Source organism: Occallatibacter sp. (assembly GCF_035317045.1).
In the GTDB taxonomy this organism is placed as follows: Bacteria; Acidobacteriota; Terriglobia; order Terriglobales; family Acidobacteriaceae; genus Telmatobacter.
Map to the genome: position 1 here is coordinate 63272 of NZ_DATHHT010000040.1, position 20308 is coordinate 83579.

19 protein-coding genes and 1 tRNA gene are annotated in these 20308 nt (G+C 58.9%); 9 read left to right on the top strand and 11 right to left on the bottom strand.

The window, feature by feature from the left end; genetic code table 11:
* Positions 1-3: 3 nt before the first annotated feature.
* The 4 genes from VK574_RS19470 to VK574_RS19485 all read right to left on the bottom strand — a co-directional run bounded on the left by VK574_RS19470 (position 4) and on the right by VK574_RS19485 (position 3356).
* Complete coding sequence (locus tag VK574_RS19470; RefSeq protein WP_472801541.1) at positions 4-717, bottom strand: 50S ribosomal protein L25; 714 nt, start codon at positions 715-717, stop codon at positions 4-6.
* Positions 718-893: 176 nt separating this feature from the next.
* The gene (locus tag VK574_RS19475; protein WP_472801542.1) at positions 894-1991 is read right to left on the bottom strand and encodes a ribose-phosphate diphosphokinase; all 1098 of its coding nucleotides are present in this window, start codon (positions 1989-1991) and stop codon (positions 894-896) included.
* Between the two features lie 59 nt (positions 1992-2050).
* Positions 2051-2124, bottom strand: a tRNA-Gln gene (locus VK574_RS19480).
* Positions 2125-2204: 80 nt separating this feature from the next.
* Positions 2205-3356, bottom strand: a complete 1152-nt coding sequence (locus VK574_RS19485; protein ID WP_472801543.1) for a 4-(cytidine 5'-diphospho)-2-C-methyl-D-erythritol kinase — start codon at positions 3354-3356, stop codon at positions 2205-2207.
* A gap of 145 nt (positions 3357-3501) precedes the next feature.
* On the opposite strand from VK574_RS19485, the gene VK574_RS19490 reads away from it, so the two are divergent.
* The 3 genes from VK574_RS19490 (at position 3502) to VK574_RS19500 (ending at position 6188) form a co-directional block, all read left to right on the top strand.
* Complete coding sequence (locus tag VK574_RS19490; protein WP_472801544.1) at positions 3502-4509, top strand: aspartyl protease family protein; 1008 nt, start codon at positions 3502-3504, stop codon at positions 4507-4509.
* Between the two features lie 223 nt (positions 4510-4732).
* Positions 4733-5287: a cupin domain-containing protein gene (locus VK574_RS19495; protein WP_472801545.1), complete on the top strand. Its 555-nt coding sequence runs from the start codon at positions 4733-4735 to the stop codon at positions 5285-5287.
* A gap of 127 nt (positions 5288-5414) precedes the next feature.
* Entirely contained in the window at positions 5415-6188 is a 774-nt protein-coding gene (locus VK574_RS19500; RefSeq protein ID WP_472801546.1) for a hypothetical protein, read from the top strand.
* 28 nt (positions 6189-6216) lie between these two features.
* On the opposite strand, the gene VK574_RS19505 is transcribed toward VK574_RS19500, so the two are convergent.
* Positions 6217-7134, bottom strand: coding sequence for a hydroxypyruvate isomerase family protein (locus tag VK574_RS19505; RefSeq protein WP_472801547.1), 918 nt, complete (start codon positions 7132-7134; stop codon positions 6217-6219).
* A 112-nt stretch (positions 7135-7246) separates the two neighbouring features.
* A complete protein-coding gene (locus VK574_RS19510; protein WP_472801548.1) occupies positions 7247-8557 on the bottom strand; it encodes a DUF2252 domain-containing protein in 1311 nt (436 codons plus the stop codon).
* Between the two features lie 182 nt (positions 8558-8739).
* On the opposite strand from VK574_RS19510, the gene VK574_RS19515 reads away from it, so the two are divergent.
* Positions 8740-10950, top strand: a complete 2211-nt coding sequence (locus VK574_RS19515) for a S9 family peptidase (RefSeq protein ID WP_472801549.1) — start codon at positions 8740-8742, stop codon at positions 10948-10950.
* A complete protein-coding gene (locus tag VK574_RS19520; RefSeq protein WP_472801550.1) occupies positions 10947-11327 on the top strand; it encodes a nuclear transport factor 2 family protein in 381 nt (126 codons plus the stop codon). Before VK574_RS19515 ends, VK574_RS19520 begins: the two co-directional genes overlap by 4 nt.
* Before the next feature lie 8 nt (positions 11328-11335).
* Here the strand turns inward: VK574_RS19520 and VK574_RS19525 are convergent, their stop codons facing one another.
* Entirely contained in the window at positions 11336-11488 is a 153-nt protein-coding gene (locus VK574_RS19525) for a hypothetical protein (protein ID WP_472801551.1), read from the bottom strand.
* Between the two features lie 206 nt (positions 11489-11694).
* Between VK574_RS19525 and VK574_RS19530 the strand changes: the two genes are divergently transcribed.
* The 4 genes from VK574_RS19530 (at position 11695) to VK574_RS19545 (ending at position 17878) form a co-directional block, all read left to right on the top strand.
* The gene (locus tag VK574_RS19530) at positions 11695-13047 is read left to right on the top strand and encodes a DNA polymerase Y family protein (protein WP_472801552.1); all 1353 of its coding nucleotides are present in this window, start codon (positions 11695-11697) and stop codon (positions 13045-13047) included.
* A gap of 718 nt (positions 13048-13765) precedes the next feature.
* Entirely contained in the window at positions 13766-14821 is a 1056-nt protein-coding gene (locus VK574_RS19535; protein WP_472801553.1) for a radical SAM protein, read from the top strand.
* Positions 14822-14883: 62 nt separating this feature from the next.
* Complete coding sequence (locus VK574_RS19540; protein ID WP_472801554.1) at positions 14884-15213, top strand: PadR family transcriptional regulator; 330 nt, start codon at positions 14884-14886, stop codon at positions 15211-15213.
* 7 nt (positions 15214-15220) lie between these two features.
* The gene (locus tag VK574_RS19545) at positions 15221-17878 is read left to right on the top strand and encodes an ADOP family duplicated permease (protein WP_472801555.1); all 2658 of its coding nucleotides are present in this window, start codon (positions 15221-15223) and stop codon (positions 17876-17878) included.
* 57 nt (positions 17879-17935) lie between these two features.
* Here VK574_RS19545 and VK574_RS19550 read toward each other — a convergent pair whose 3' ends face one another.
* The 4 genes from VK574_RS19550 to VK574_RS19565 all read right to left on the bottom strand — a co-directional run bounded on the left by VK574_RS19550 (position 17936) and on the right by VK574_RS19565 (position 20100).
* On the bottom strand, positions 17936-18463 hold the full coding sequence (locus VK574_RS19550) for a hypothetical protein (RefSeq protein ID WP_472801556.1): 528 nt from the start codon (positions 18461-18463) through the stop codon (positions 17936-17938).
* Positions 18460-19074 (bottom strand): DUF4252 domain-containing protein, encoded by a 615-nt coding sequence (locus VK574_RS19555; RefSeq protein ID WP_472801557.1) that lies wholly within the window; start codon positions 19072-19074, stop codon positions 18460-18462. The genes VK574_RS19550 and VK574_RS19555 overlap by 4 nt, the downstream gene beginning before the upstream one ends.
* 149 nt (positions 19075-19223) lie before the next feature.
* Positions 19224-19592 (bottom strand): hypothetical protein, encoded by a 369-nt coding sequence (locus tag VK574_RS19560; RefSeq protein ID WP_472801558.1) that lies wholly within the window; start codon positions 19590-19592, stop codon positions 19224-19226.
* Complete coding sequence (locus VK574_RS19565) at positions 19582-20100, bottom strand: RNA polymerase sigma factor (protein WP_472801559.1); 519 nt, start codon at positions 20098-20100, stop codon at positions 19582-19584. Before VK574_RS19565 ends, VK574_RS19560 begins: the two co-directional genes overlap by 11 nt.
* Positions 20101-20308: the final 208 nt, after the last annotated feature.

Sequence of the window (20308 nt, forward strand, 5' to 3'; positions counted from 1 at the left end):
TGCTTACTTTTTCCCTCCGGCAGCGGGTGGCTTGGCTGCACCTTCTGCCGCAGCAGGTTCGGTCTTGCCCTTCTTGGCCACTTCTGGTTCGGTAGGTGTTGCACCGGCTTCGCCAACTGCAACCACTTCGCCCTCGGCAGGAGCTTCGACAACTTCTTCGCGGATCGAAACGACGTGCGCTACAGTGGCATCTTCGTTGTTCAGGTATTCAATCTTGTCGGAGTGCGGCAGATCGCTGATACGGAGAACGCCGTGCATCGCGAGTTCGCTGACATCAACGTCGATGTGATTCGGGATGTCGGCGGGCAAGCACTCGATTTCGACTTCGCGCAAAACCTGGTCGAGGATTCCGCCCTCTGTTTTCACGCCGACTGGAATACCGAGCAGCTTGACGCGTACGCTGACGCGAAGAACCTTGTCGAGCGCGATGCGCTTCATGTCGATATGGATCAGTTTGTCCATGATGGGTTCGCGCTGCGTGTCGACGATCATGGCCTTGGCCGAGGGAACACCTTCGACCTGGACATCAAAGATGGTGTTCTGGCCGGTCTCAGAGAACAGGATCCGCGAGATCTGCTTGGGATCGACTTCCACTGCGACGGCATCATGACCTGCACCATAGAGGACAGCAGGAATCTTTCCCGCGACGCGCACACGGCGGGCGGCATTCTTATTGAACTTGCCCTCGCGGGCTTTGGCTACGACAACTTCAGGCATTCGATTCTCTTTTCTGTATTCGGGCACGGGCGTTTTGAGTGCCGCTCCCTTTGTGAGTGCCAGTGGACAGTGAACAGTGGTCAGTGGTCAGTTAAGAACCCGACGACGACAACCGGTTAAAGCCTACTCAGCTCGTTTACATTTCTGATCACTGATCACTGATCACTGATCACTTCTTAAGAGAACAACGTACTGACGCTGGTCTCCATGTGAATGCTCTCAATGGCCGCGCCTAACAGCCCGGCGATGGAGAGCACTTTGATCTTGGGCAACTTCTGGGCTGCTTCGCGCAAGGGAATGGTGTTGGTGACAACCACCTGTTCCAGGCGTGAGTTGGCAATTCTGTCGATGGCCGGGCCAGAAAGCACGGCGTGGCTGGCGCAGGCGTAAACGGCTGCGGCGCCGTTGGCGTAGAGCGCGTCTACCGTTTTTACGAGCGTGCCGGCGGTATCAATAATGTCGTCGATGATGAGGGCGTTTTTGCCGGCGACATCGCCGACCACGTTCATGACCTCGGCAACATTGATGTCGGTGCGGCGCTTGTCGACGATGGCCAGCGGCGCGCCCATTTTCTGTGCGAAGTGCCGGGCGCGCTCCACGCCACCTGCGTCCGGCGAAACCACGATAAGGTTGGGCAGTGCGAGCGAGCGGAAGTGGCTGACGAGCACGGGGCTGGCGAACATGTGGTCAACGGGAATGTTGAAGAATCCCTGAATCTGGGCGGCGTGCAGGTCAACGAAGAGTGCGCGGTTAGCTCCGGCGGTGGTGAGTAGATCGGCGATGAGCTTGGCGCTGATGGCGACGCGGGGACGGTCCTTGCGATCCTGGCGGGCATATCCGTAATAGGGAACGACAGCGGTGATGCGGGCAGCGGATGCGCGCTTGAGGGCATCGATCATGACCAGCAGTTCCATGAGGTTCTGGTCGACGGGATAGCAGGTGGGTTGTACAACAAAGACGTCGACGCCGCGTACGTTCTCAAGCAACTGGAAGTAGACTTCGCCGTCGGCGAAGCGTTGGAGCTTGGCGTCGCCTACTTTCACTCCGATGTGCTGGCCAATCTCTTCAGACAGAGGCCGGTTGGCCGAGCCACTGAAGAGCCGGAAACGCTTATCCTCGCTCAGAACCCGAGTCCGCTTCCGCTCGGGTGCTGGTTTGGCATCCTTCGCCTTCGGGTCAGGGTTCTGGCCGGGGTTGGGCTGCTTATTGGCGTCGCCCGCGCCGGGTGTCTGCTTGTCTTCCAATGTTTCTGTCACCATTCCGACTTCCATCATTTCCGAGGTACCTCCAAGCTGGTTGGCTTTGGCTGCATTCCGGTCGTACACAAAAAGACTGGCTGGGCGACTAGGATTCGAACCTAGACAAGTGCCTCCAAAGGGCACTGTCCTACCATTAGACGATCGCCCAACTTCGAAAAAATTCGAGGTTATCCCGAATATCCTTGATTGGCAGCCGTTCGCGAGTCTCTCTCCCGCCCAGCCGGGCTGTCAACCTTGTTGCTGCACAAGCATGTTGGCCCAATATTCCGAGCGCGGCAGAGTGCGTGTGATCTGGCTTTCGACGCCCGCTGCAGTCAGCCGTTGATGGGCCGCCTGTGCATCCCCACGGGTCAGGTACAACCCAAAGAGTGCCGAACCGGACCCGGACAGCGAGGCATGAAGGGCTGCCTCCGGAGTGCCGGTAGCCGCAAGAAGACGCTTGATTTCTGCAAGGGAGGGATGCTGGGGAAAGACGACACGTTCAAAGTCGTTCTGGATCCAGCTACTGATCCCGGTGCGGACAAGCGCGGACTCTTGAGGTCCGGCGAGGTCCTTTCCCAAGGAAAGGACACCGGAGGAGCCTGGTCCATGCTGGACCCCGGGGATTACTCCCGCGAAGGCGCTGGCATAGGCGCGGCTCAACTCTTCCAGTCTATCTTCTGACGCATCAGCGGTCAAACCTTCGGTGGCACAGAGAGCGTCCCAGTCGCGAAAGGCCTGGGGCGTGGAGACGCCGATTGAAGGCATGGCGACCACGCACCATACAGGTTCAAAATCCGGCAGGGGGAAGACATTCTGCCCGCGATCTCTGCCCAGAACTGCGCCCCCTACCAGAAAGAGCGGCACGTCTGAGCCCACCCTTTCGGCGAGCCCGAGCTGCCCTGTGGGCAATCGGCACCCGGGCTCAGTGCCGATCTGGATAAGAACCTCTTCCATTCCTTCCGGGGATGCTACTGGTCCCGAGGTTGTCCAAACGCTCAATTCAGGGACGGGAAAATGCGATAGTGCACTCGCTTCAATACCCAGTTCGGTCTCAAGCCCCACCAGGGCGGCGACGGCATTGGCGGAGCCGGCCCCCAGACCGCCCTGGATAGGGAGGTGTTTTTCAATATGGATAGAGATGTTGGCGGGGGTGCCGCGGGCTTCCAGCACCAGGGCGACCATCTTATACGCAGTGTTGCGGTTATCCGTGGGAACGCGCTCGTCGTTGGAGGTGAGGGTAATGGAGGTAGCCGGGGTGGGATGGGCCGTCACGGTGACGAGGTCGTGGAGTTCGATGGTCTGGTAGAGGGTGGCAAGAGAGTGAAAGCCGTCCGGGCGGGGTGCTCCTATGTACAGGCCGAGGTTGATCTTGGCGTGCGAGCGGACAGTGGTGGGCATACCGGTCCATTGTAGAGCGGGGCCGTCCTGCGGTTTCGAGGTCCAATCCCGCAACTTAAGCGGACAGCCGGGCCGGAATACTCGTAGAATCATGGTGCGATTCGGATCCAGATCGCGTTGAGCACGCGCGCGAAAGGAGAACGCCATGCCTGCCCAGGGCAGGGTCGCCTTCGGTGCTGCGGCAGGAGCGGTGTGCTTGCTTCTTTCGTTGGCGTGCGTCCCGAATTCGCCGGCGCAGAACCTGCCTCCGTCTTCTTCCCCAGCTGTCTCAGAAAAGCTCGCGGCTTACAATGCGCCGCTCGAACTGATTCGGGACAAGCCCTATGTCTCGGTGATGGTGAATGGGCACGGGCCGTTCCGGTTTCTGATCGACACAGGAACGGGCGCAGAGGCGTTGATCTCGCCGGAGATCGCGGATGGGCTGGCGCTGCCGGTAGTGGGGCACGCGCGATTGAAGGATCCGAGTGGGAAAGGTGAACAGAGATCGGAGATTCTGCTGATCCGTTCGCTGAAGGTTGCCGGTGTGGAGTTCGCTGAGATCAGAGCGGTTCGCCACCGGCTTTATGGCGAGGAAGAAAATTGCCAGGGAGTGCTGGGGTTCACGCTGTTCAAGGATTACCTGTTCACCTTGGACTATCCTGGACGCCGCATCGTTTTAGCCCCAGGCGCAATCGCGCAGGATGGCGGCGGTTCGGTGCTGCCCTTTCGCATGCCGGATGGCGTGCCGATCATCGCGTTGCGTGTCGGTGGGCAGCATGTGGAGGCGCAGATCGATTCGGGCGGGACGGGGCTGAGTTTGCCGCGGCAGCTCGCGCGGGAGTTGAAGTTCTTGTCGACGCCGGTCGAGTTTGGCAGCGGAGAGTCGCTGGCGACGCGATTCCAGATCAAGGCGGCGCGGCTGCGGCCGGATGTGCGCTTGGGGCGCTACGCGTTCCGGCAGGCGTTTGTCGAAATCAATCCAGCGTTTCCGCTGATGAATGTGGGGTCGACGCCGCTGGCGAAGTTTGTGGTGACATTCGACCAGGCGAAGATGCTGTTGCGACTTTACTCGAACCAGAAGACACTGCATCTTGACGCATCGCCTGCGCAACTGGAACTGAATAACGCGCCTAACCGCAGGGCTTCGGACCGCAAGCTGGTGCCGGTGGGGTAAGGACAAGTCGTCAGTTTTCAGTGATCAGTCTTCAGTCGTCTAGCATTCGGGTCGCGAATTCGATTGCGATTTGGGTAGGGGGCTGGTTAGGCTTGGAGCGACCATTCCCAGCAAATATTTTGGGGACGACTATAAAGAGTCGTGTCCTTTCAAAGCGCATTTATGCAACCAGTGCCAGCCGTTTCCATCTTCAGCATTTTTACGGGTTTTGGAGGTTTCGATCATGAAGCGTCGTAGTTTTTTGAAGAGCGCTGCTGCATTGCTGCCAGCGGCTGGACTCGATCCCATGGCGTTCGCCAGCGCTCCGGGATTGGATGCACTGAATGCGGGCGAGATTGTCGGTGCGGGCAAGGATCGGCTGGGGGAGGCGCACTCACGCGGTTACAGTTCCATTCTCTTCAAGGTTCTTCCGCGGGAGACGAGCAACGGGTTGTTTGTCATCGAGCACATGAACCTGGTGAATGGCGGACCCCCGCTGCATAAACATCCGAACCAGGAGGAGTATTTCTACGTGATTTCAGGAGAGGTGCGGTTGGCGGTTGGCGATCGGCGGCTGACGCTTCGCGCCGGGGAATCGATCCTTGGGCCGCGCGGGATTCCGCACACGTTTGCGGCTGTGGAGGGAAAGCCGGGCCACATGCTGATTGCGTTTTCGCCGGCGGGCAAGATGGAGGAATTTTTGCGGGCTACAGCGATTCCCAATCCGCCGGCGGAAGATGCTGCATTTTGGCGCCGATTTGACGTTGAGTTAGTGGGGCCGTCGCCGTTCAAAGCCTGAGCGCGGCCCAGGGCGCGGCAAAGTATTGCGGGAACATTCATCGACGCTGCGGCGTAAAAGCTGTTTGCGGGCTACACTGGTTCCGCACGAAGGACCGTGCCTTCCGGCACGCGAAAGGTGAATCAGAATGAAAAGAATCATTCATGGCATATTGTCAATTGCCGCACTGGCATGTGCGGTTCAGTTGAGCGCGCAGACTGCGCCGAGTGCAGCGGCAGTACCGAGTTCTCAAGCGGCCCCGAGTGCCGATGAGATCGTCGGCAAGTATGTGGCAGCGATCGGGGGCAAGGGTGCGATCAGCCAGGTGAAATCGATGTCCACGGAGTCCTCGGTCCAGGTCATGGGGAGCGACAATCCGAGCACCACGACACTCGTGGACGGCGTTGGTTACAAAAGCGAGGTAAGCATCAACGGCGCGATGATCGTGACGTGCTATACCGACAAGGGCGGTTGGAACGTGAATCCGATGGCAGGGCAGAACGATCCCACGCCGATGCCGGAAGACGTCTATAACCAGGGGAAGGGCCAGATCTTCGTCGGGGGTCCGCTCTATGACTATGCGGCCAAGGGCGGCAAAGTCGAGTCGATGGGGAAAGATGGCAACACGTACAAGATCAAGCTGACATCGAAGGAAGGCGTCGAATCGACGTACCTTATCGATGCGACGACGTACCTGCTTACGACCGTCCAATCCAAGGGCAAGATGCAGGACCAGGAAGTAGACATTACCACAAAGCTTTCTGACTACCGGAAGACGGATGTCGGATATCTGATTCCCTATGCCATCGACGTGGATTTCGGACAATTCGCTTTGTCGATCGCGGTGAAGAAGGTGGAGCTGAACAAGACGATCGACCCGGCGACTTTTGCGATGCCGAAGGGCACGGCGCCAACCACCTAGCTTTTAATCGAGAGCCATGGCCGCAACTTCAAGACGCGGCTATGGCTTTCGAAACCATCTGCCTTGCCGCGCGGAGCATGGCCACCGGATCGCCAGTCGGGTGAAACTCCATGGCGACGGCGTGCCGGTAGCGGAGTTCAGCGAGCTTGCGATAAATATTGGCGTAGTTGATTTCTCCGGTGCCGGGCTGGTGGCGGCCGGGGACATCGGCAACGTGGACCAAGCCGATCACGCCGATGTGCTTGTCGAGCTTCTCGATGAGGTTGCCTTCGGCGATCTGTTCGTGAAAGAGATCGTAGAGAAATTGCACCTGCGGGTGGTTGACGGCGCGGACGATGTCGATGGCTTCGGCTGCCGATTGCAGGAAGTAGCGCGGATTCTCTTCGGGATCGATGCACTCGAGCAGGAGCCGCACGGGCTGACCGTCGATCTGTTTGCCTTCGATGAGTTCCGCGGCACGTTTCAGACCTTCGATGCAGCTCTCATGTTGTTGTTCGCGCGACAGGCCGGGGACGAGATTGCCGGAGAGGACGATCATCGCAGGGCAATCGAGCTTTTGCATCGGAGTAAATGCCTGTTTAAGTTCCGCGAGGAAGGCATCGCGCACGGCGGGGTTGGCGATTCCATTGTGCAACCCGGCGGTTGCATCAAAGTGGATGCCCAGGTGTTTGCGCGCGGCATTGGCACGGGTGAAATCGGCGTCGGTCCATTTGGCGTATTCGCCCACAAGTTCGACGTTGGTGTAGCCCGCTTTCGCTACGTTGGCGAGGCGTTGCTCGAATGGGAGATCGTTCCAGACTGTCCAAAGCATGATGGACAGTGGGAAGGGTGGATTTGCGGCGGATATATTCTGCGCATCGCGTGCGGGTTCGGCGTGCAGCAGGGGGCCAGCGATTGCGGCGGACGCGAGGGCCTGCGCGAATTGGCGACGATTGAGGCTCTTCATTCTTGTTCCTCAGAGGCTAGAGCCCTTGATTCTATGCCCGTTATTCGTGGGGCTGAAGCCCCACGCTCCCTCCGGACCACAAAGACCCGAGCGTTCCTGATAGAAACCGACTTTATTTCGTGTCGACTTTGCCGGAGCGGCGAAGGGCTTGCCAGTCCTTTTCGGTCTGGTCGGCATAGAGAAAGCCGAATTTTGCCAGAGCTTCAGCGAAGGTTCCGCCGGAGCCAAGGTAGCCGGCGATGATTTGCGGATCGCAGGAACGGGCGTGGCCTCGGGCGAGCAGTTCGCCGCAGACTTCGCCGAAGGCCATCAGCCCGGTGCCCGCGAAGTCGGTGAGATCGATGGAACCCTTGTGGTCATTGAGCTGGCGGACCAGGAAGTGGCGCGCGCCGATGTGCGTCCAGCCGAGAAACGGGTCAGATTGCAATTGCATGGCACGCTGGCCGACGACGACACGATGGCCGTTGTGCGGACCGGGGTGAGCGCCGGACAGGTAGGGCGTGTAGGCCGATGGGGCTTCTTCCTTGATCTGCAGAAAGAGCGGATCGCTGGGTCCGTTGCCTTCGAAATAAATGCAATAGTCGCGAAGGCCTATGGAGCCCGTTCCGACCACCTTGAAGGCTACGTCGACGGGACGATAGAGCGAGAGCAGGTGCTGGCGCTGTGACTCGAGGATTTCCCGATAAGGGCCAAGCGCACCGAGGACCTCTTGCGCTTTCGATCCTGTAATGCGCATGAGGCTGGGCTTGATCTCTCTGAAGCGTCTCGTGCCTGGTTTGCCCGGAATTGGCTCGGTGAGTAGCTCAAGATTGTGCAGGGGAGTGGCGCGCTCTGCCTTGAGCAAGGCCCTGTGGACAGGTTCGACGTTGCCGAGGCGATGTACCTGGAACCGTCCTACTTCGAGCAGCGGCATCTTTGCAAAGGCGCGCATCTGCTCGCAGTAACGCAAAATGCAGTGTTCCACGGCCTCGCGCGCCGATGACTCCTTGTGCCGGGACTCCCGCGCGGCAAGAACGAGCGAGGCGGCCATGCGCTTCAAATCCCACTCGAAGGGGCCGCGGATGGTCTCGTCAAAGTCGTTGATGTCGAAAACGAGCCGGCCATCGGGAGCGGCAAAGGCGCCGAGGTTGCGCACGTGAGCATCGCCGCAGAGTTGCGCGTCAATGCCGGTGTTGGGCAGCACGGCCAGATCCGCGGCCATCACCGGAGCAGCGCCGCGAAAGTAGATGAAGGGCGATTGCGCCATGAGCTGATGCTTCAGCTTCAGGAGCGCGGGAACCCGTCCGCGCTCGGCACGCTCGAGCAGCGAAAGAGGCGCAGCCTTGCGCGCCTTGATGTTGAGTTGATCGTTTTCCTGGCGGTGCAGTTGCTTCCGCCTCGATTGGCCTAGATTCCGTCGTTCCTCGGGCGTGGCCCAGTTCATGCTCGGGATGCTCCCTCTGCTTGTCTATCGAAGGATAGTCGTTACAGCCGCAAATGCAACCGTCTGCTTTCGGGAAGGAGAGCTTGGATCAGACGTTGCGATGGCTCGTTTACACTGGATTTCCGGCACACGATCCATTCCACCCAATACTCATTGAGAGTGCCCGGCCGGAGGGAGCCCCCTTGAAGTGTCACTTCGTTTACCTCTCGACGGCTTTTGCTGTCATGTTGCTCGTTTCCCCAGTTCTGTCGGCGCAGGAGAACGCAAAGCCGCTAACCGTGGCGGGCATCTTCGCGCATGGCGACGCGATGGGCGCGCCACCGGAAGGGCTGGCCTGGTCTCCGGACGGACAGCACCTGACTTATCTCGAAGGTGGCGAACTGATCGAACTCGATCCGGCACTGAGACAGCCGCACGTTCTGGTAAGCCGTGCGAAGCTGGCAACACTGGTGGGCGGAAAAGAGACGGAGCAGGACCGCGATCATCGCGAGCGCTACGGGATGGCGAATTACCTGTGGGCGCCGGATTCAAAGCACTTGATGTTCGACTCGAACGGCAGCCTATGGATCTACGACCTGCACAATGGAACGGGAATCGGGATCGGCTTTTCAGGGGAAGGATCAGGCGACGATCCGAAATTCTCGCCAAACGGCGAGTTCATTTCGTTCGTTCGCAATCATGGGCTGGCGGTTGTTCCCCTGCGCCAGGCGGGAACACCGACAGTGATGGCAGCTCCGGCGCCAAGTCCGTCGACGCTCAACGGCCAGGTGGACTGGGTTTATGAGGAGGAGTTGGACACGAAGAGCAATTATTTCTGGTCGCCGAACTCGAAGGACCTGGCGTTTCTGCAGATGATCGAAGCGGACGTTCCGGAATATCCGATCCCGGATTGGATCCCGACCCACGCGACGGTGGACAAGCAGCGGTATCCGCAGCCGGGCGATCTGAACCCCGATGTGCGCGTGGGCGTGGTGAGCGCGAAGGGCGGCAAGATTTCGTGGGTGCACGTGCCGATCGAGCAGGGACAGGACTACGTTCCGAGGTTTGGCTGGGTCGACCACAAGACGCTTTGGGTTGAGACACTAAGCAGGGATCAGAAACATCGAAGAATCTATTTTGCGGACCCGGGCACGGGGATAGCGCACAGTGTACTGGAGATTTCGGACGAGAAGTTTGTCGACGAGAATTTCGATGTTTATGTGGGGCATGGCCGCATTGTGCTGAGCAATTGGACTGACGGCCACAACCATCTCTATCTCTACAAGTACGACGAAGGCAGGACCGAGGCGACGAGCGCAACGCTGGAGAAGCAGCTGACGAAGGGGAATTTCGAAGTTGGGCAGGTGTATCGCGTCGATCCGGAACGAAAAGACATTTACTACGCGTCGAATGAAGGCTCGCCGCTGGAGCAGCAGGTGTGGAAGGTGACGTTTGACGGCGAGCGCAAGCAACTGACCACGAGCGCAGGCAATCATGTCGCCAACTTTGCGCCATTGGGAGGCAGCTTTACCGATAAGTTTTCGTCGCGTTTGGAGCCGCCGGTGGTGGAGCTTTGCGCGATCGGGACTAATTGCATGGCGTTCTGGGCGTCGCACTCGATCGATGCATTTGGCCTGCACGCTCCGGAGCAGCTCGAGATCAAGGCGCATGACGGCACGACGCTGTATGGAACGCTGCTGCTGCCGGCGAACGCGACCGCTGCGGCGAGTGTGCCGCTGATTGTGAATCCGTACGGCGGGCCGGCCGTGCAAACGGTGTCGAACGAGTGGACCGATGGCTTGCTGTTCGACGAGTTGCTCGCGCAACACGGATTTGCGGTGCTGCACGCAGACAACCGCGGCATGGCCGGGCGGGGGCGCGACTTCGAGGAGGCGGCCTATCACAACTTCGGCCCCGTGCAGTTAGAGGACCAGTTGACGGTGGTGGATGCGGTGCTTGCGAAGTATCCGCAGCTCGATGGGAAGCGGCTGGGCTGGTGGGGCTGGAGCTGGGGCGGCACGTTTACGCTGTATGCGTTGACGCATTCCGATCGATTCCGCACAGGCGTGGCCGTAGCGCCGGTGACGGACTGGCGGAACTACGACTCCGTCTATACGGAGCGCTACATGAGTCGGCCGAGCGACTTCCCAGAAGGCTATAAGGATTCTTCGGTGGTAAACACGGCAGCCGATCTGAAGGGCCGCATTCTGCTGGCGCATGGCACCGGCGACGACAACGTGCACTTCGAGAACACGGTGCAGTTTGTGCAGAAGCTGATTGACAAGCAGATTCCGTATGATCTGCAGATTTTTCCGCGCAAGACGCACTCGATCTCGGGCCCCGAAGCGCGGACGGAGTTGTTTACGCGCATTCTTGGGCAGTTTGAGCAGTATCTGAAGCCACCGGTCGAATGAAGATAGAAGCAAAACTGGATGAGGCAATAAAGGCCGAACTCGAGCGTCTCGAATTACTGCTGATGGAGCCTGCGGTGCGGCGCAATCGGGAACACGTCGGCGCGCTGATGGCCCGCGACTTTGTGGAGTTCGGTTCTTCGGGGCGGGTTTGGACGCGGGAAGCGACGCTGGAATTGCTGGCGACCGAGACGTACACGCCACCCCAGGTGGAGAACTTTGCTTTTCGATTGCTGGGTCCGGGCGTGGCGCTTGTTACATATCGGACATTGCGCAACGACGCGGCGGGTGAGAGGACGGTTACGCTGCGAAGTTCAATCTGGACTTGGGAGTCGGAACGCTGGAAGATATGCTTCCACCAGGGGACGCGCGCAAGCTAGCGCCTCTGCTACATCTCGTGGCGGCTGAAGAGGTCGTCCTTTTCGCGGCTGGGGCAGTTGGTGCACTCAAGGCAGCAGACGAGGAGGACCGCCACTCCCAGGGTGACCAGGATGGCCAACACACTCGCATACGAAGAAATCCAGTGAAATAGGTTATGCATATGCCACGGCGGCTTGCGCTCCCCACCAACTCCGCCAAGGAATACAACACCACTAGCGGCAGAAAGGCTCGGTATAGGACTGAGCCCCTTCCGGCAGGCCAAGTCTAACACTTAATAAGATGCGTGTATTTATCAAAACGTGCTTGAAGTAAGGCGAACAAAAGACGAATATCGACTGAGCAGTGGAAATCGGCGACTTAAACCCGGTGGACGGACCCGAACCGGAAGACTGGCCGGAGGGGACGGTTGCGCCCGCCGCACAGCGACAGCCAACAGAGCGGACGGAGGGCCCCTGCCTCAACTGGCTCTTTGTTGACCTGAACTCCTATTTCGCTTCGGTGGAGCAGCAGGATCGAGTGGAGTTGCGCGGCAAGGCGATTGGCGTGGTGCCCATGATGGCAGATACAACCTGCTGTATTGCTGCGAGTTACGAGGCGAAGGCGCACGGCGTAAAGACGGGCACAATCGTCGCGGATGCGAAGAAAATGTGCCCGAATATCGTGCTCGTGGAAGCACGGCATGAGATCTACGTGGATTATCACCATCGGATCGTGGAGGCCGTGGAGAGCTGTCTGCCGGTGACTGCGGTGATGTCGATTGACGAAATGGCCTGCCGGCTGATGGGGCGGGAGCGGCCGCTGTTGGCGGCGTTGGAACTGGGGCGCAAGGTGAAGGCGCGCATCCAGCAGCAGGTGGGGCCGTTCCTGCGGAGCTCGGTGGGATTGGCGACGAGCCGCTACCTGGCCAAAGTGGCAAGCGACATGGAGAAGCCTGACGGGCTGGTGGCGCTGCCGCTGGATGTGCTCCCAGAGGCTCTGCGGCGGCTGACGCTGCGGGATCTGCCGGGCATCGGGGCGAAGACCGAAAAGCGATTGAATGAAAAAGGTATCCAAACGATGGACGACCTGCTGAACCTGGATTGCGAGCAGGCGGGGGAGTTGTGGGGATCGGTTTGGGGCGGGCGGCTTTGGCATTGGCTGAAGGGTGAGGACTTCGAAATGTCGGAGACCGAGCATCTGAAGTCAATCAGTCACTCGCACGTGCTGGCGCCAGAGATGCGGACCGCGGAGAAAGCATGGGCGGTGGCGCACAAACTGTTGCACAAGGCGGCGATGCGGCTGCGGACGCACAAGCTATGGGCGAGTTCAATCGGGCTGGCGGTGGGGTTTTCAGTGCCGCGGGGACAGAATGCGCCGGTTAGTCGCTTTGGCGTTCCGACGCGGGGCTGGCATCACGAGATCAAGGTGAGCGAGTGCCAGGACAATCAGACCCTGATTGGAGCACTGTGCCGTCTGTGGGCCGAGAAGCCGAAGGGGCAGGGATACGACGAGCCGTATTTCATCGGCGTGAACTTGAATGGACTGGTGCCGGACCGGCTGCACTCGCTGAATCTGTTTGACTCGCTCGATAACGCGAAAAGTCGGGCAAAGCTGCTGGAGGCGATGGACCAGCTCAATCAAAAATATGGAATGAGCACGCTGGCGCCGGCGACCATGCTGGCGGCGTATAAAGCTGCGCCGACGCGGATCGCGTTTCACAGCATTCCGGATCTGTTTTGACGGCTGTCGATCTGTGACCCAGAGATCCTCAGAGTGTCTAAAAATATGCAGGGTCTGGGTGAACGATTCCGCGTCGAATACATCCAATGGTCAGGACACTCCGAGTCGTCGCACGTCAACAACGGATGACGTGGACTTCAATTCGAACAACTGGAATTCATGCAGGTAGCCGAGGTTCCCTGGAACGTAGACAGACCATTTCAAGCGAGAAGCGATTGGATCACAATCCCAAGGTGAACCTCCGCCCAGACCTCAATGCATGGGCATGCACATCGAGAGTCTTCGTGTGGATCGCCCGGGCGCTCCTGATCTTGACTGCGATATCGATTATCACGATGCCCGTCACGCAGCATCTCTGGACCTGGGATCGTTTCCTCCACGGCGGCAGGGATTTCGAGTTGAGCACCCTCATGATCTTGTCCGTCCTCGGGCTTGTACTAGTGCTCTCGAAAAACCTCAAACAGTGTATCGATTCCTTGTTATCGGGATTGTGCACTCTCGCGTTAGCTTGTCATGAGCGCGTGGCGATCAGGATCACGCGTGTATTCTCGATGTTTCGTACAGAGTATGTGGCCCCTTCAGAGACGGTCATGTACAAGATTCCCCTCCTCATCTGATCCTTTACCTCTCCCGGTACGCGACAACTAAAGCTGACACCGAGCCCGCCCGGGCTCCGCTGCCATTCCCTCAGCACCAGACGCCTGATACGGAGAGTTCAATGAAATCATCTGAAGTCCTACGCGCATGGGCCAGAATCCTGGCCGGCAGTGCACCTTCTCTTTCCATCGAGATCACCAAGGAATGCCCTTTGCGCTGCCCCGGATGCTATGCCTTCGATGCGGCGCACCTTGGCGGTCCAACCCAACTTCGCGAGCTATCTGACTTCAAAGGCGACCAACTGGTGATGAGAGTGCTCGCCCTGATCGACGAACATCGACCGCTGCATGTATCCCTTGTAGGCGGCGACCCGCTGGTTCGGTATCGCGAAGTCGACTTGCTCTTGCCACAAATCGAAAGCCGCGGTGTCCACACCCAGGTCGTCACCAGCGCCTTCAGAGAAATTCCCTCTGCTTGGATGAAGTTCAAGAAACTGAATGTCGTGGTCTCCGTCGATGGCCTGCAGCCCGAACATGACGTTCGCCGCAAACCCGCCACCTACGACCGCATCCTCAAGAACATCGCGGGTGCGCGAGTCACCATTCACTGCACAGTCACATCGCAGATCGCGCAGCGCCCCGGCTACCTCGACGAATTCCTCGGATTCTGGACGAACCGCCCCGAGGTGAACAAGGTATGGTTCAGTATCTTCACGCCTCAACGCGGCGCAACCGACAAGGAAATACTCACCGCTTCGCAGAGGGCGAGCGTGATCTCCACGCTGCGACAACTCCGGCTGAAATACCCCACGCTCGACATGCCGGAATCACTCATTCGAGAGATTGCCTCCCCGCCCGAAAATCCAGATGAGTGCATCTTCGCTAGAACCACTCAGATCATCTCCGCCGATCTCAAAACGCAAATCACTCCTTGCCAGTTTGGCGGCAATCCCGATTGCGATCAGTGTGGCTGCATTGCTTCGATGGCCTTGGCCGCGGTTGGACATCATCGCGTTATCGGTCGGCTCACCGCCGGACATCTCTTCATGGCTTCGGATCGATTCGGCAAACGGTGGAGAAAGCTCAGGAACACCTTCTCACCCAAATCGTCCGTCGACCCAATCCATTCTCCGTTCAAGATCCTGGCGCCTTATGAAGATGCCAGGAAACGCGGCTGAGCTTTCCCCTTGCACTTCGACAAGAGCTTAGTCTATCCTCTTGTCGAAGCGAAAGGGAACGCATGCCGGAAAAAATCGAACTGCCCCAGGGAACCTTGGACTTGCTGATCTTGCGCACACTCCTCCCCGGTGCACAGCACGGCTGGGCAATCTCCGAGCGCGTGCAGCAGGTTTCGAGCGAAGTGCTGAGTATCCAGCAGGGATCGTTGTATCCCGCGCTCCATCGCCTCGAGCGACGCGGCTGGATCAAAGCAAAGTGGGGCACATCCGATAACAACCGACGCGCGAAGTACTACGAGCTCACGCGCACCGGCGAGAAGCAACTGGAGAGGGAGACCGAAGCGTGGCGCAAGTTGACAGTTGCCGTTGCGCAGGTTCTGGAAGGAGCGTGAGGCGGCCATGCTGGATGATCTGCGTTATCGCACACGCGCGCTGCTTCACCACAACGAGGTCGAAACGGAACTCGACGAAGAGCTCCGATTCCACTTCGACCACCAGGTCGAGAAGTACATGAGGTCCGGCATGACAGAAGAGGAAGCAAAGCGTCGCGCACGTCTTGCATTCGGCGGGCATGAGCAAGCGAAGGAGGACTGTCGCGAGGCGCGAGGCACCGCATTCATCGAACTGACGCTGCAGGATACGAAGTACGCATTCCGGCAGCTTTGTGCGAATCCGACCTTTGCCCTGGTCATGATTCTCACGCTCGCTCTCAGCATCGGCGCCAACAGCGCCATCTTCAGCGTGATTAATGGTGTTCTTCTGAGCAGGCTTCCCTATCGACAGCCCGATCGCCTGGTTCGAATCTTCCTCTCGAGCCGCGAGTACCCAAAGTTTCCCCTCAATCCCTTCGACTTCCTCGACTTCAGAGCGCGCAACCATTCGTTCGAATCCATCGCGGCATTCACGCGAGGAGATGTCCAGCTTTCGGGCGACGGCGAGCCGGTGCGGCTGAACGGCTTCGGCATTACCTCGGGATACTTTCGCGTCCTGGGTCTGCAGCCCGAGTTAGGACGCGAATTCGATTTCCAGGCAGAGATTCCCGGCAACGGGCTGCAGGCGATTCTCAGTGATCGCGTGTGGCGCACGCGATTTGGCGCCGACCCGAACATCATCGGCCGCAAGATCACGATGAACATGCAGCCCTTTACCGTGATCGGCGTCATGCCCGCAGGCACACAGCATCCGGGCAACGAATATCACGCGGTCGCGTATGGCGAGAGCGTGGATGTATGGTGGCCGTTTTCCTTTGCCGGAAACTCAAACCAGCGCGGATCGCATTTCATCGAGGGTATCGGACGCCTCAAGGATGGCGTCAGCGATGAGCGCGCGCGTGCCGAGATGAATGCGATCATGGCGCAACTTGCGCGCGAGCATCCGTATGATTTGAGATGGACGGTTCTCGTCGTACCGCTATACACCGAGCTTGTCGGAGCGAGCCGCCAGATGCTCCTGGTGTTGCTTGGATCGGTGGGCATTGTTCTGCTGATTGCATGCGCGAACGCCGCAAACCTTCTGATGGTCAGAGCCTCTGCCCGCCAGCGTGAAATTGCTGTTCGGCTCGCCATGGGTGCGCCGCGTTCCCGCGTAGTGCGCCAGCTCCTCACGGAAAGCCTCCTGATCTCGCTAACCGGCGGAGCACTCGGGCTGGGACTCGCATATGGCGGAGTTCAGGCGCTCGTCTCGTTGTTGCCCGCCGGTTTCCCGCGCGCGCACGACATTCATGTAAGTGGACCGGTGCTGGCTTTCACAATCCTCGTAAGCTTCATCACCGGAATCCTGTTTGGACTCGCTCCGGCATTACAGGCTTCTCGAACGGATCCCAAAGTGGGCCTGCAAAAGGCCGGCAGGACTTCAACTGCAGGTCGCAATCAAGGCCGCCTGCGCAATGCGTTGGTGATCGCAGAAGTCAGTCTCGCCAGTGTACTTCTCATTGGCGCCGGGCTCATGCTGCGCACTTTCCTCAACCTCATTCATCTCAATCCTGGCTTCCAGCAGGATCGCCTGCTGACGGCAAGCCTCTCCTTGCCCAACGCGCAGTACAAAACGAGGCCACAGATAGCGCAATTCTACGATCGGCTCGCATCGAGTTTGAATACGCTGCCCGGTGTAGAGAGCGCAGGCGCTGGGAGCGACTTGCCCTGGACCGGTTATGACGAGAATGCTGGCGGATTCACGGTCGAGGGAAAGAAGCCGTTGCCAAATCAGGAGTTCCATGCGCGCTATCACATGGCGACTCCCGGCTACTTCAGTGCCATGGGGATTCCCCTCGTCGAAGGACGCTTCTTCACAGAGGCAGACAAGAAAGATGCACCGTTCGCTCTCATCATCAACCACGCGATGGCGGAACGCTACTGGCCTCATGAGGACGTCATCGGCAAGCGAATCACCTTCGATGACGAACCCAAAAAAGACTCCGACTGGATGACAGTTGTGGGTGTTGTGGGCGATATAAAGGATCAGCCGAATAGTCCGGGTGCGGAGCCCGCCTTCTGGTGGTCTGAGTTCCAGGCTCCCGAACCCGACATGTCCATCGCGATTCGCACCCAATCCGATCCCCGGCAGGTTGCAGACGGACTCCGCGACGCAGTACATCGCCTCGACCCCGCGCTGGCAGTTGCGGATGTAAAGCTGATGGACAGCGTGGTGGGTACGTCGGTCTCTACGCCGCGTTTTACCTTCGTGCTCGTAGGCCTGTTCGCAGGGTTGGCCATTCTGTTGGCGGCGATCGGCGCCTATGGCGTAATTGCGTACACCGTCAGCCAGCGAACCCCAGAGTTTGGCCTGCGTGTCGCACTGGGGGCTCAACGGTCTGATCTGTTGCGCATGGTTCTAGCGCATAGCGCAAAGCTGGCCGTCCCGGGAACGATCCTCGGAGTTCTGCTTGCCTTGAGCCTGGGCAGTGTTGTGCGGAATCTCATCTATGGAGTGAGCCCCGCGGACCCCGTCATCCTGTCAGCAGTTGTTCTGCTTGTGCTCACCGTTGCGCTCGTTGCATCTTACGTGCCGGCGCGGCGTGCATCGCGCTCCGACCCAATGACAACGCTGCGAGCGGAGTAGTCCGCTCGCAGCGTTCTGTTCCTGCAACTGTTCAACGCATTGTAGGTGTGAATCCGCCTAGTCAGAAGCGTCCCCGTCATGAGGACTCTTATCCGAGTCATCGTCGTTTCCATGACGATGTTCGTACTTCCCAAGGCTCTCATTCAGATGGTTCGGATCCACGGAAACCTGCACAACGTCCATCTCGTGCCCATCCAGGTCGAGCACAAACAAGCCCATTCGCGGCCCTTCGGGATGCATGTAGATCATCGTCTGGCTATTTCCCTTGCGGCTGGTCTCGCGAATCACGCGCTCCCACTCCGATCCGAGCTTTTGCTCCACCATCCTGTTCAACTCTTCGCCGTCCACATCCGCGTGAAAGTCATCGATCTCTGCCACGTGCATGCCGCTCACCCCGCCGCTCGTCGCCTTATGCGAGATAAAGCTGATCAAGCCGATAAAAGGAATGCGCTGCGCGTGGACGTGGTACCGCGATTCAATTGAGCTCACTACGCCGTCGAATCCGCCCTGCGCGCCGCTCGCCAGCACCACAACTGGGATGGCCAATGCCAGAAAACCTATCGGAACAAGAATGAACCGCTTCATTGGTCACCATCCTTCTTGGTCTTGTCCTTTTGCTTGTCTTTTTCAAACTTCCCTTTCTCTTTGTGCGAGTCCCTGTCGATCTCGCCCAGCACGCTCAATCCGCCGATGCCCCCCAGCTTGCTCAGGTCTTCCATCTTTACCGGCCCGAGGATCAACACGATGCTTAGTTCCTTCGGCTCTACATCCAGAATGAACATGCCGTGCGTCTCGCCATTCACGATCTTCATCATCACATCGGTGCTTTCGCCGCTTCTCTTGTCGCGCTCGCGCACAATGGGCGACCAATCGCTAGTCTCAAAGTAGGAGCGCAGCTTCTGGATGTCGTCCATCGAGTACTGGCCTTCCTTGTCGAACTCGTAATCGCGAACGTAAATGCCGTCCAGGCCCTCGATCAGATGCCGCGTCGCCGCATTGTCCGGGTCTTTGCCGTCCAGAAACTTCGCGGCAAACGCCAGCATGTTTTTGCCCAGCGTCACCTCGGTCACATTCGAGGCCTTCGCTGCCAGTTCCTTTTCCACGGGCGACGGCAACGGCAATTGCGAATTCTGCGCCACCGCAGGAAGAAGCATCCCCGCCATCACTAAAAACAAAGCCGCAGTCCGAATCTTCATGGATCTTCCTTTCCAGTTCCTTAACCCTTGGGTGCGCCATCCTTGCGAAGCAAGGGCGGAAAGCACCGTCCTGCGCTAGCCGGCCAACTCGTGGGTGCGCCATCCTTGCAAGGCAAGGGTGGGAAAGCACGATCCTTCGCTAGCCCGCTCTACTTCTCGTCGTGGCTGCGCACCGCGAGCCGCCGATTCATGTCGTTCAATGCGTGATTGGTAATGCGCAACGCCGTCAATACCTGTTGTGCCGCTTCCTCGCCCTTGCGCCGCTCTTCCACCTGCCGCCAGCTATAACCGCCTGCAACCACTCCCGCCAGCAACACCGAAGCCGCCAGTCGCTGCCACCAGATCGTGTGGCTATGAATGCGCTGCGTGCGCCGCATGGCGCGCTGCTGCAGAATCCTCCGCTTCAGGCTCGGCGGCGCCGGACGCCGCTCCATTGCCTGTCGCAATTCACGCTCGAAACCGTCGATTTGTTCAGGCTGATCAGTTTTTCCAGTCTGTCCAGGCCGTTCAAAGTCCACGAATGTACTCCTTCAAGTGCGTTGTTGCCTTTGACCGCAGCAGCTTCAAACCGCGCTGCAGGTTGCTCTTTACTGTCGCCACCGGCGCGTCCACTGTGGCCGCAATCTCTTCCGGTGTCAAATCTTCCTGGTACCGCAACACCAGTGCCGCCCGCTGCGCTTCCGGCAGAGTCGAAAGCAATTGCTCCAGCCGTGCACTCAGCGGAGATGTCCGCTCGTCTGCTGGCGCGCCGTGATTCTCTTCAATCTCTACCCACAGGTCCACGCCCCGCACCTTGCGCCGCCTCAGTGCATCGGCCGAGCGATTCATCGCCACTCGACGCAACCAGAACATCGCGTGTTGGGGGCTCTCAATCCGCTGCATGTTCCTGTCCAACTCCAGAAAAACATCCTGCGCAACCTCTTCCGCCAATCCGCGGTCGCCGGTCATGCGCCACGCCAGCGAAAACACCATGGACTGATGTTCGTCCACCAGTCGCTCGAAATCCGGGTGCCATTTCTCGGCCATGGGTTTCGCTTCTACTCTCTTATCCGCAGGGGAACGCGGCGCAGGATGCAAAAGGTACGAATCCGAGCAAAAAAAGTTCAGTGGCAGGCAACTAGCTTTCCCTCATAAGAATGCCGCGACTCAAATCGGTGGGCTATACAACTGCAAACCCGCAGAATGTTTCGAATCGAGTAGTACCCGTGCCAGTGCGGGTTTGCCTCAAGGGGAA

What these genes read in the sequence shown, in the direction of transcription:
- VK574_RS19470 (WP_472801541.1), bottom strand. Translation starts at nt 717, where the DNA reads ATGCCTGAAGTTGTCGTAGCCAAAGCCCGCGAGGGCAAGTTCAATAAG.
- VK574_RS19475 (WP_472801542.1), bottom strand. Translation starts at nt 1,991, where the DNA reads ATGATGGAAGTCGGAATGGTGACAGAAACATTGGAAGACAAGCAGACA.
- VK574_RS19485 (WP_472801543.1), bottom strand. Translation starts at nt 3,356, where the DNA reads ATGCCCACCACTGTCCGCTCGCACGCCAAGATCAACCTCGGCCTGTAC.
- VK574_RS19490 (WP_472801544.1), top strand. Translation starts at nt 3,502, where the DNA reads ATGCCTGCCCAGGGCAGGGTCGCCTTCGGTGCTGCGGCAGGAGCGGTG.
- VK574_RS19495 (WP_472801545.1), top strand. Translation starts at nt 4,733, where the DNA reads ATGAAGCGTCGTAGTTTTTTGAAGAGCGCTGCTGCATTGCTGCCAGCG.
- VK574_RS19500 (WP_472801546.1), top strand. Translation starts at nt 5,415, where the DNA reads ATGAAAAGAATCATTCATGGCATATTGTCAATTGCCGCACTGGCATGT.
- VK574_RS19505 (WP_472801547.1), bottom strand. Translation starts at nt 7,134, where the DNA reads ATGAAGAGCCTCAATCGTCGCCAATTCGCGCAGGCCCTCGCGTCCGCC.
- VK574_RS19510 (WP_472801548.1), bottom strand. Translation starts at nt 8,557, where the DNA reads ATGAACTGGGCCACGCCCGAGGAACGACGGAATCTAGGCCAATCGAGG.
- VK574_RS19520 (WP_472801550.1), top strand. Translation starts at nt 10,947, where the DNA reads ATGAAGATAGAAGCAAAACTGGATGAGGCAATAAAGGCCGAACTCGAG.
- VK574_RS19525 (WP_472801551.1), bottom strand. Translation starts at nt 11,488, where the DNA reads ATGCATAACCTATTTCACTGGATTTCTTCGTATGCGAGTGTGTTGGCC.
- VK574_RS19535 (WP_472801553.1), top strand. Translation starts at nt 13,766, where the DNA reads ATGAAATCATCTGAAGTCCTACGCGCATGGGCCAGAATCCTGGCCGGC.
- VK574_RS19540 (WP_472801554.1), top strand. Translation starts at nt 14,884, where the DNA reads ATGCCGGAAAAAATCGAACTGCCCCAGGGAACCTTGGACTTGCTGATC.
- VK574_RS19545 (WP_472801555.1), top strand. Translation starts at nt 15,221, where the DNA reads ATGCTGGATGATCTGCGTTATCGCACACGCGCGCTGCTTCACCACAAC.
- VK574_RS19550 (WP_472801556.1), bottom strand. Translation starts at nt 18,463, where the DNA reads ATGAAGCGGTTCATTCTTGTTCCGATAGGTTTTCTGGCATTGGCCATC.
- VK574_RS19555 (WP_472801557.1), bottom strand. Translation starts at nt 19,074, where the DNA reads ATGAAGATTCGGACTGCGGCTTTGTTTTTAGTGATGGCGGGGATGCTT.
- VK574_RS19565 (WP_472801559.1), bottom strand. Translation starts at nt 20,100, where the DNA reads ATGGCCGAGAAATGGCACCCGGATTTCGAGCGACTGGTGGACGAACAT.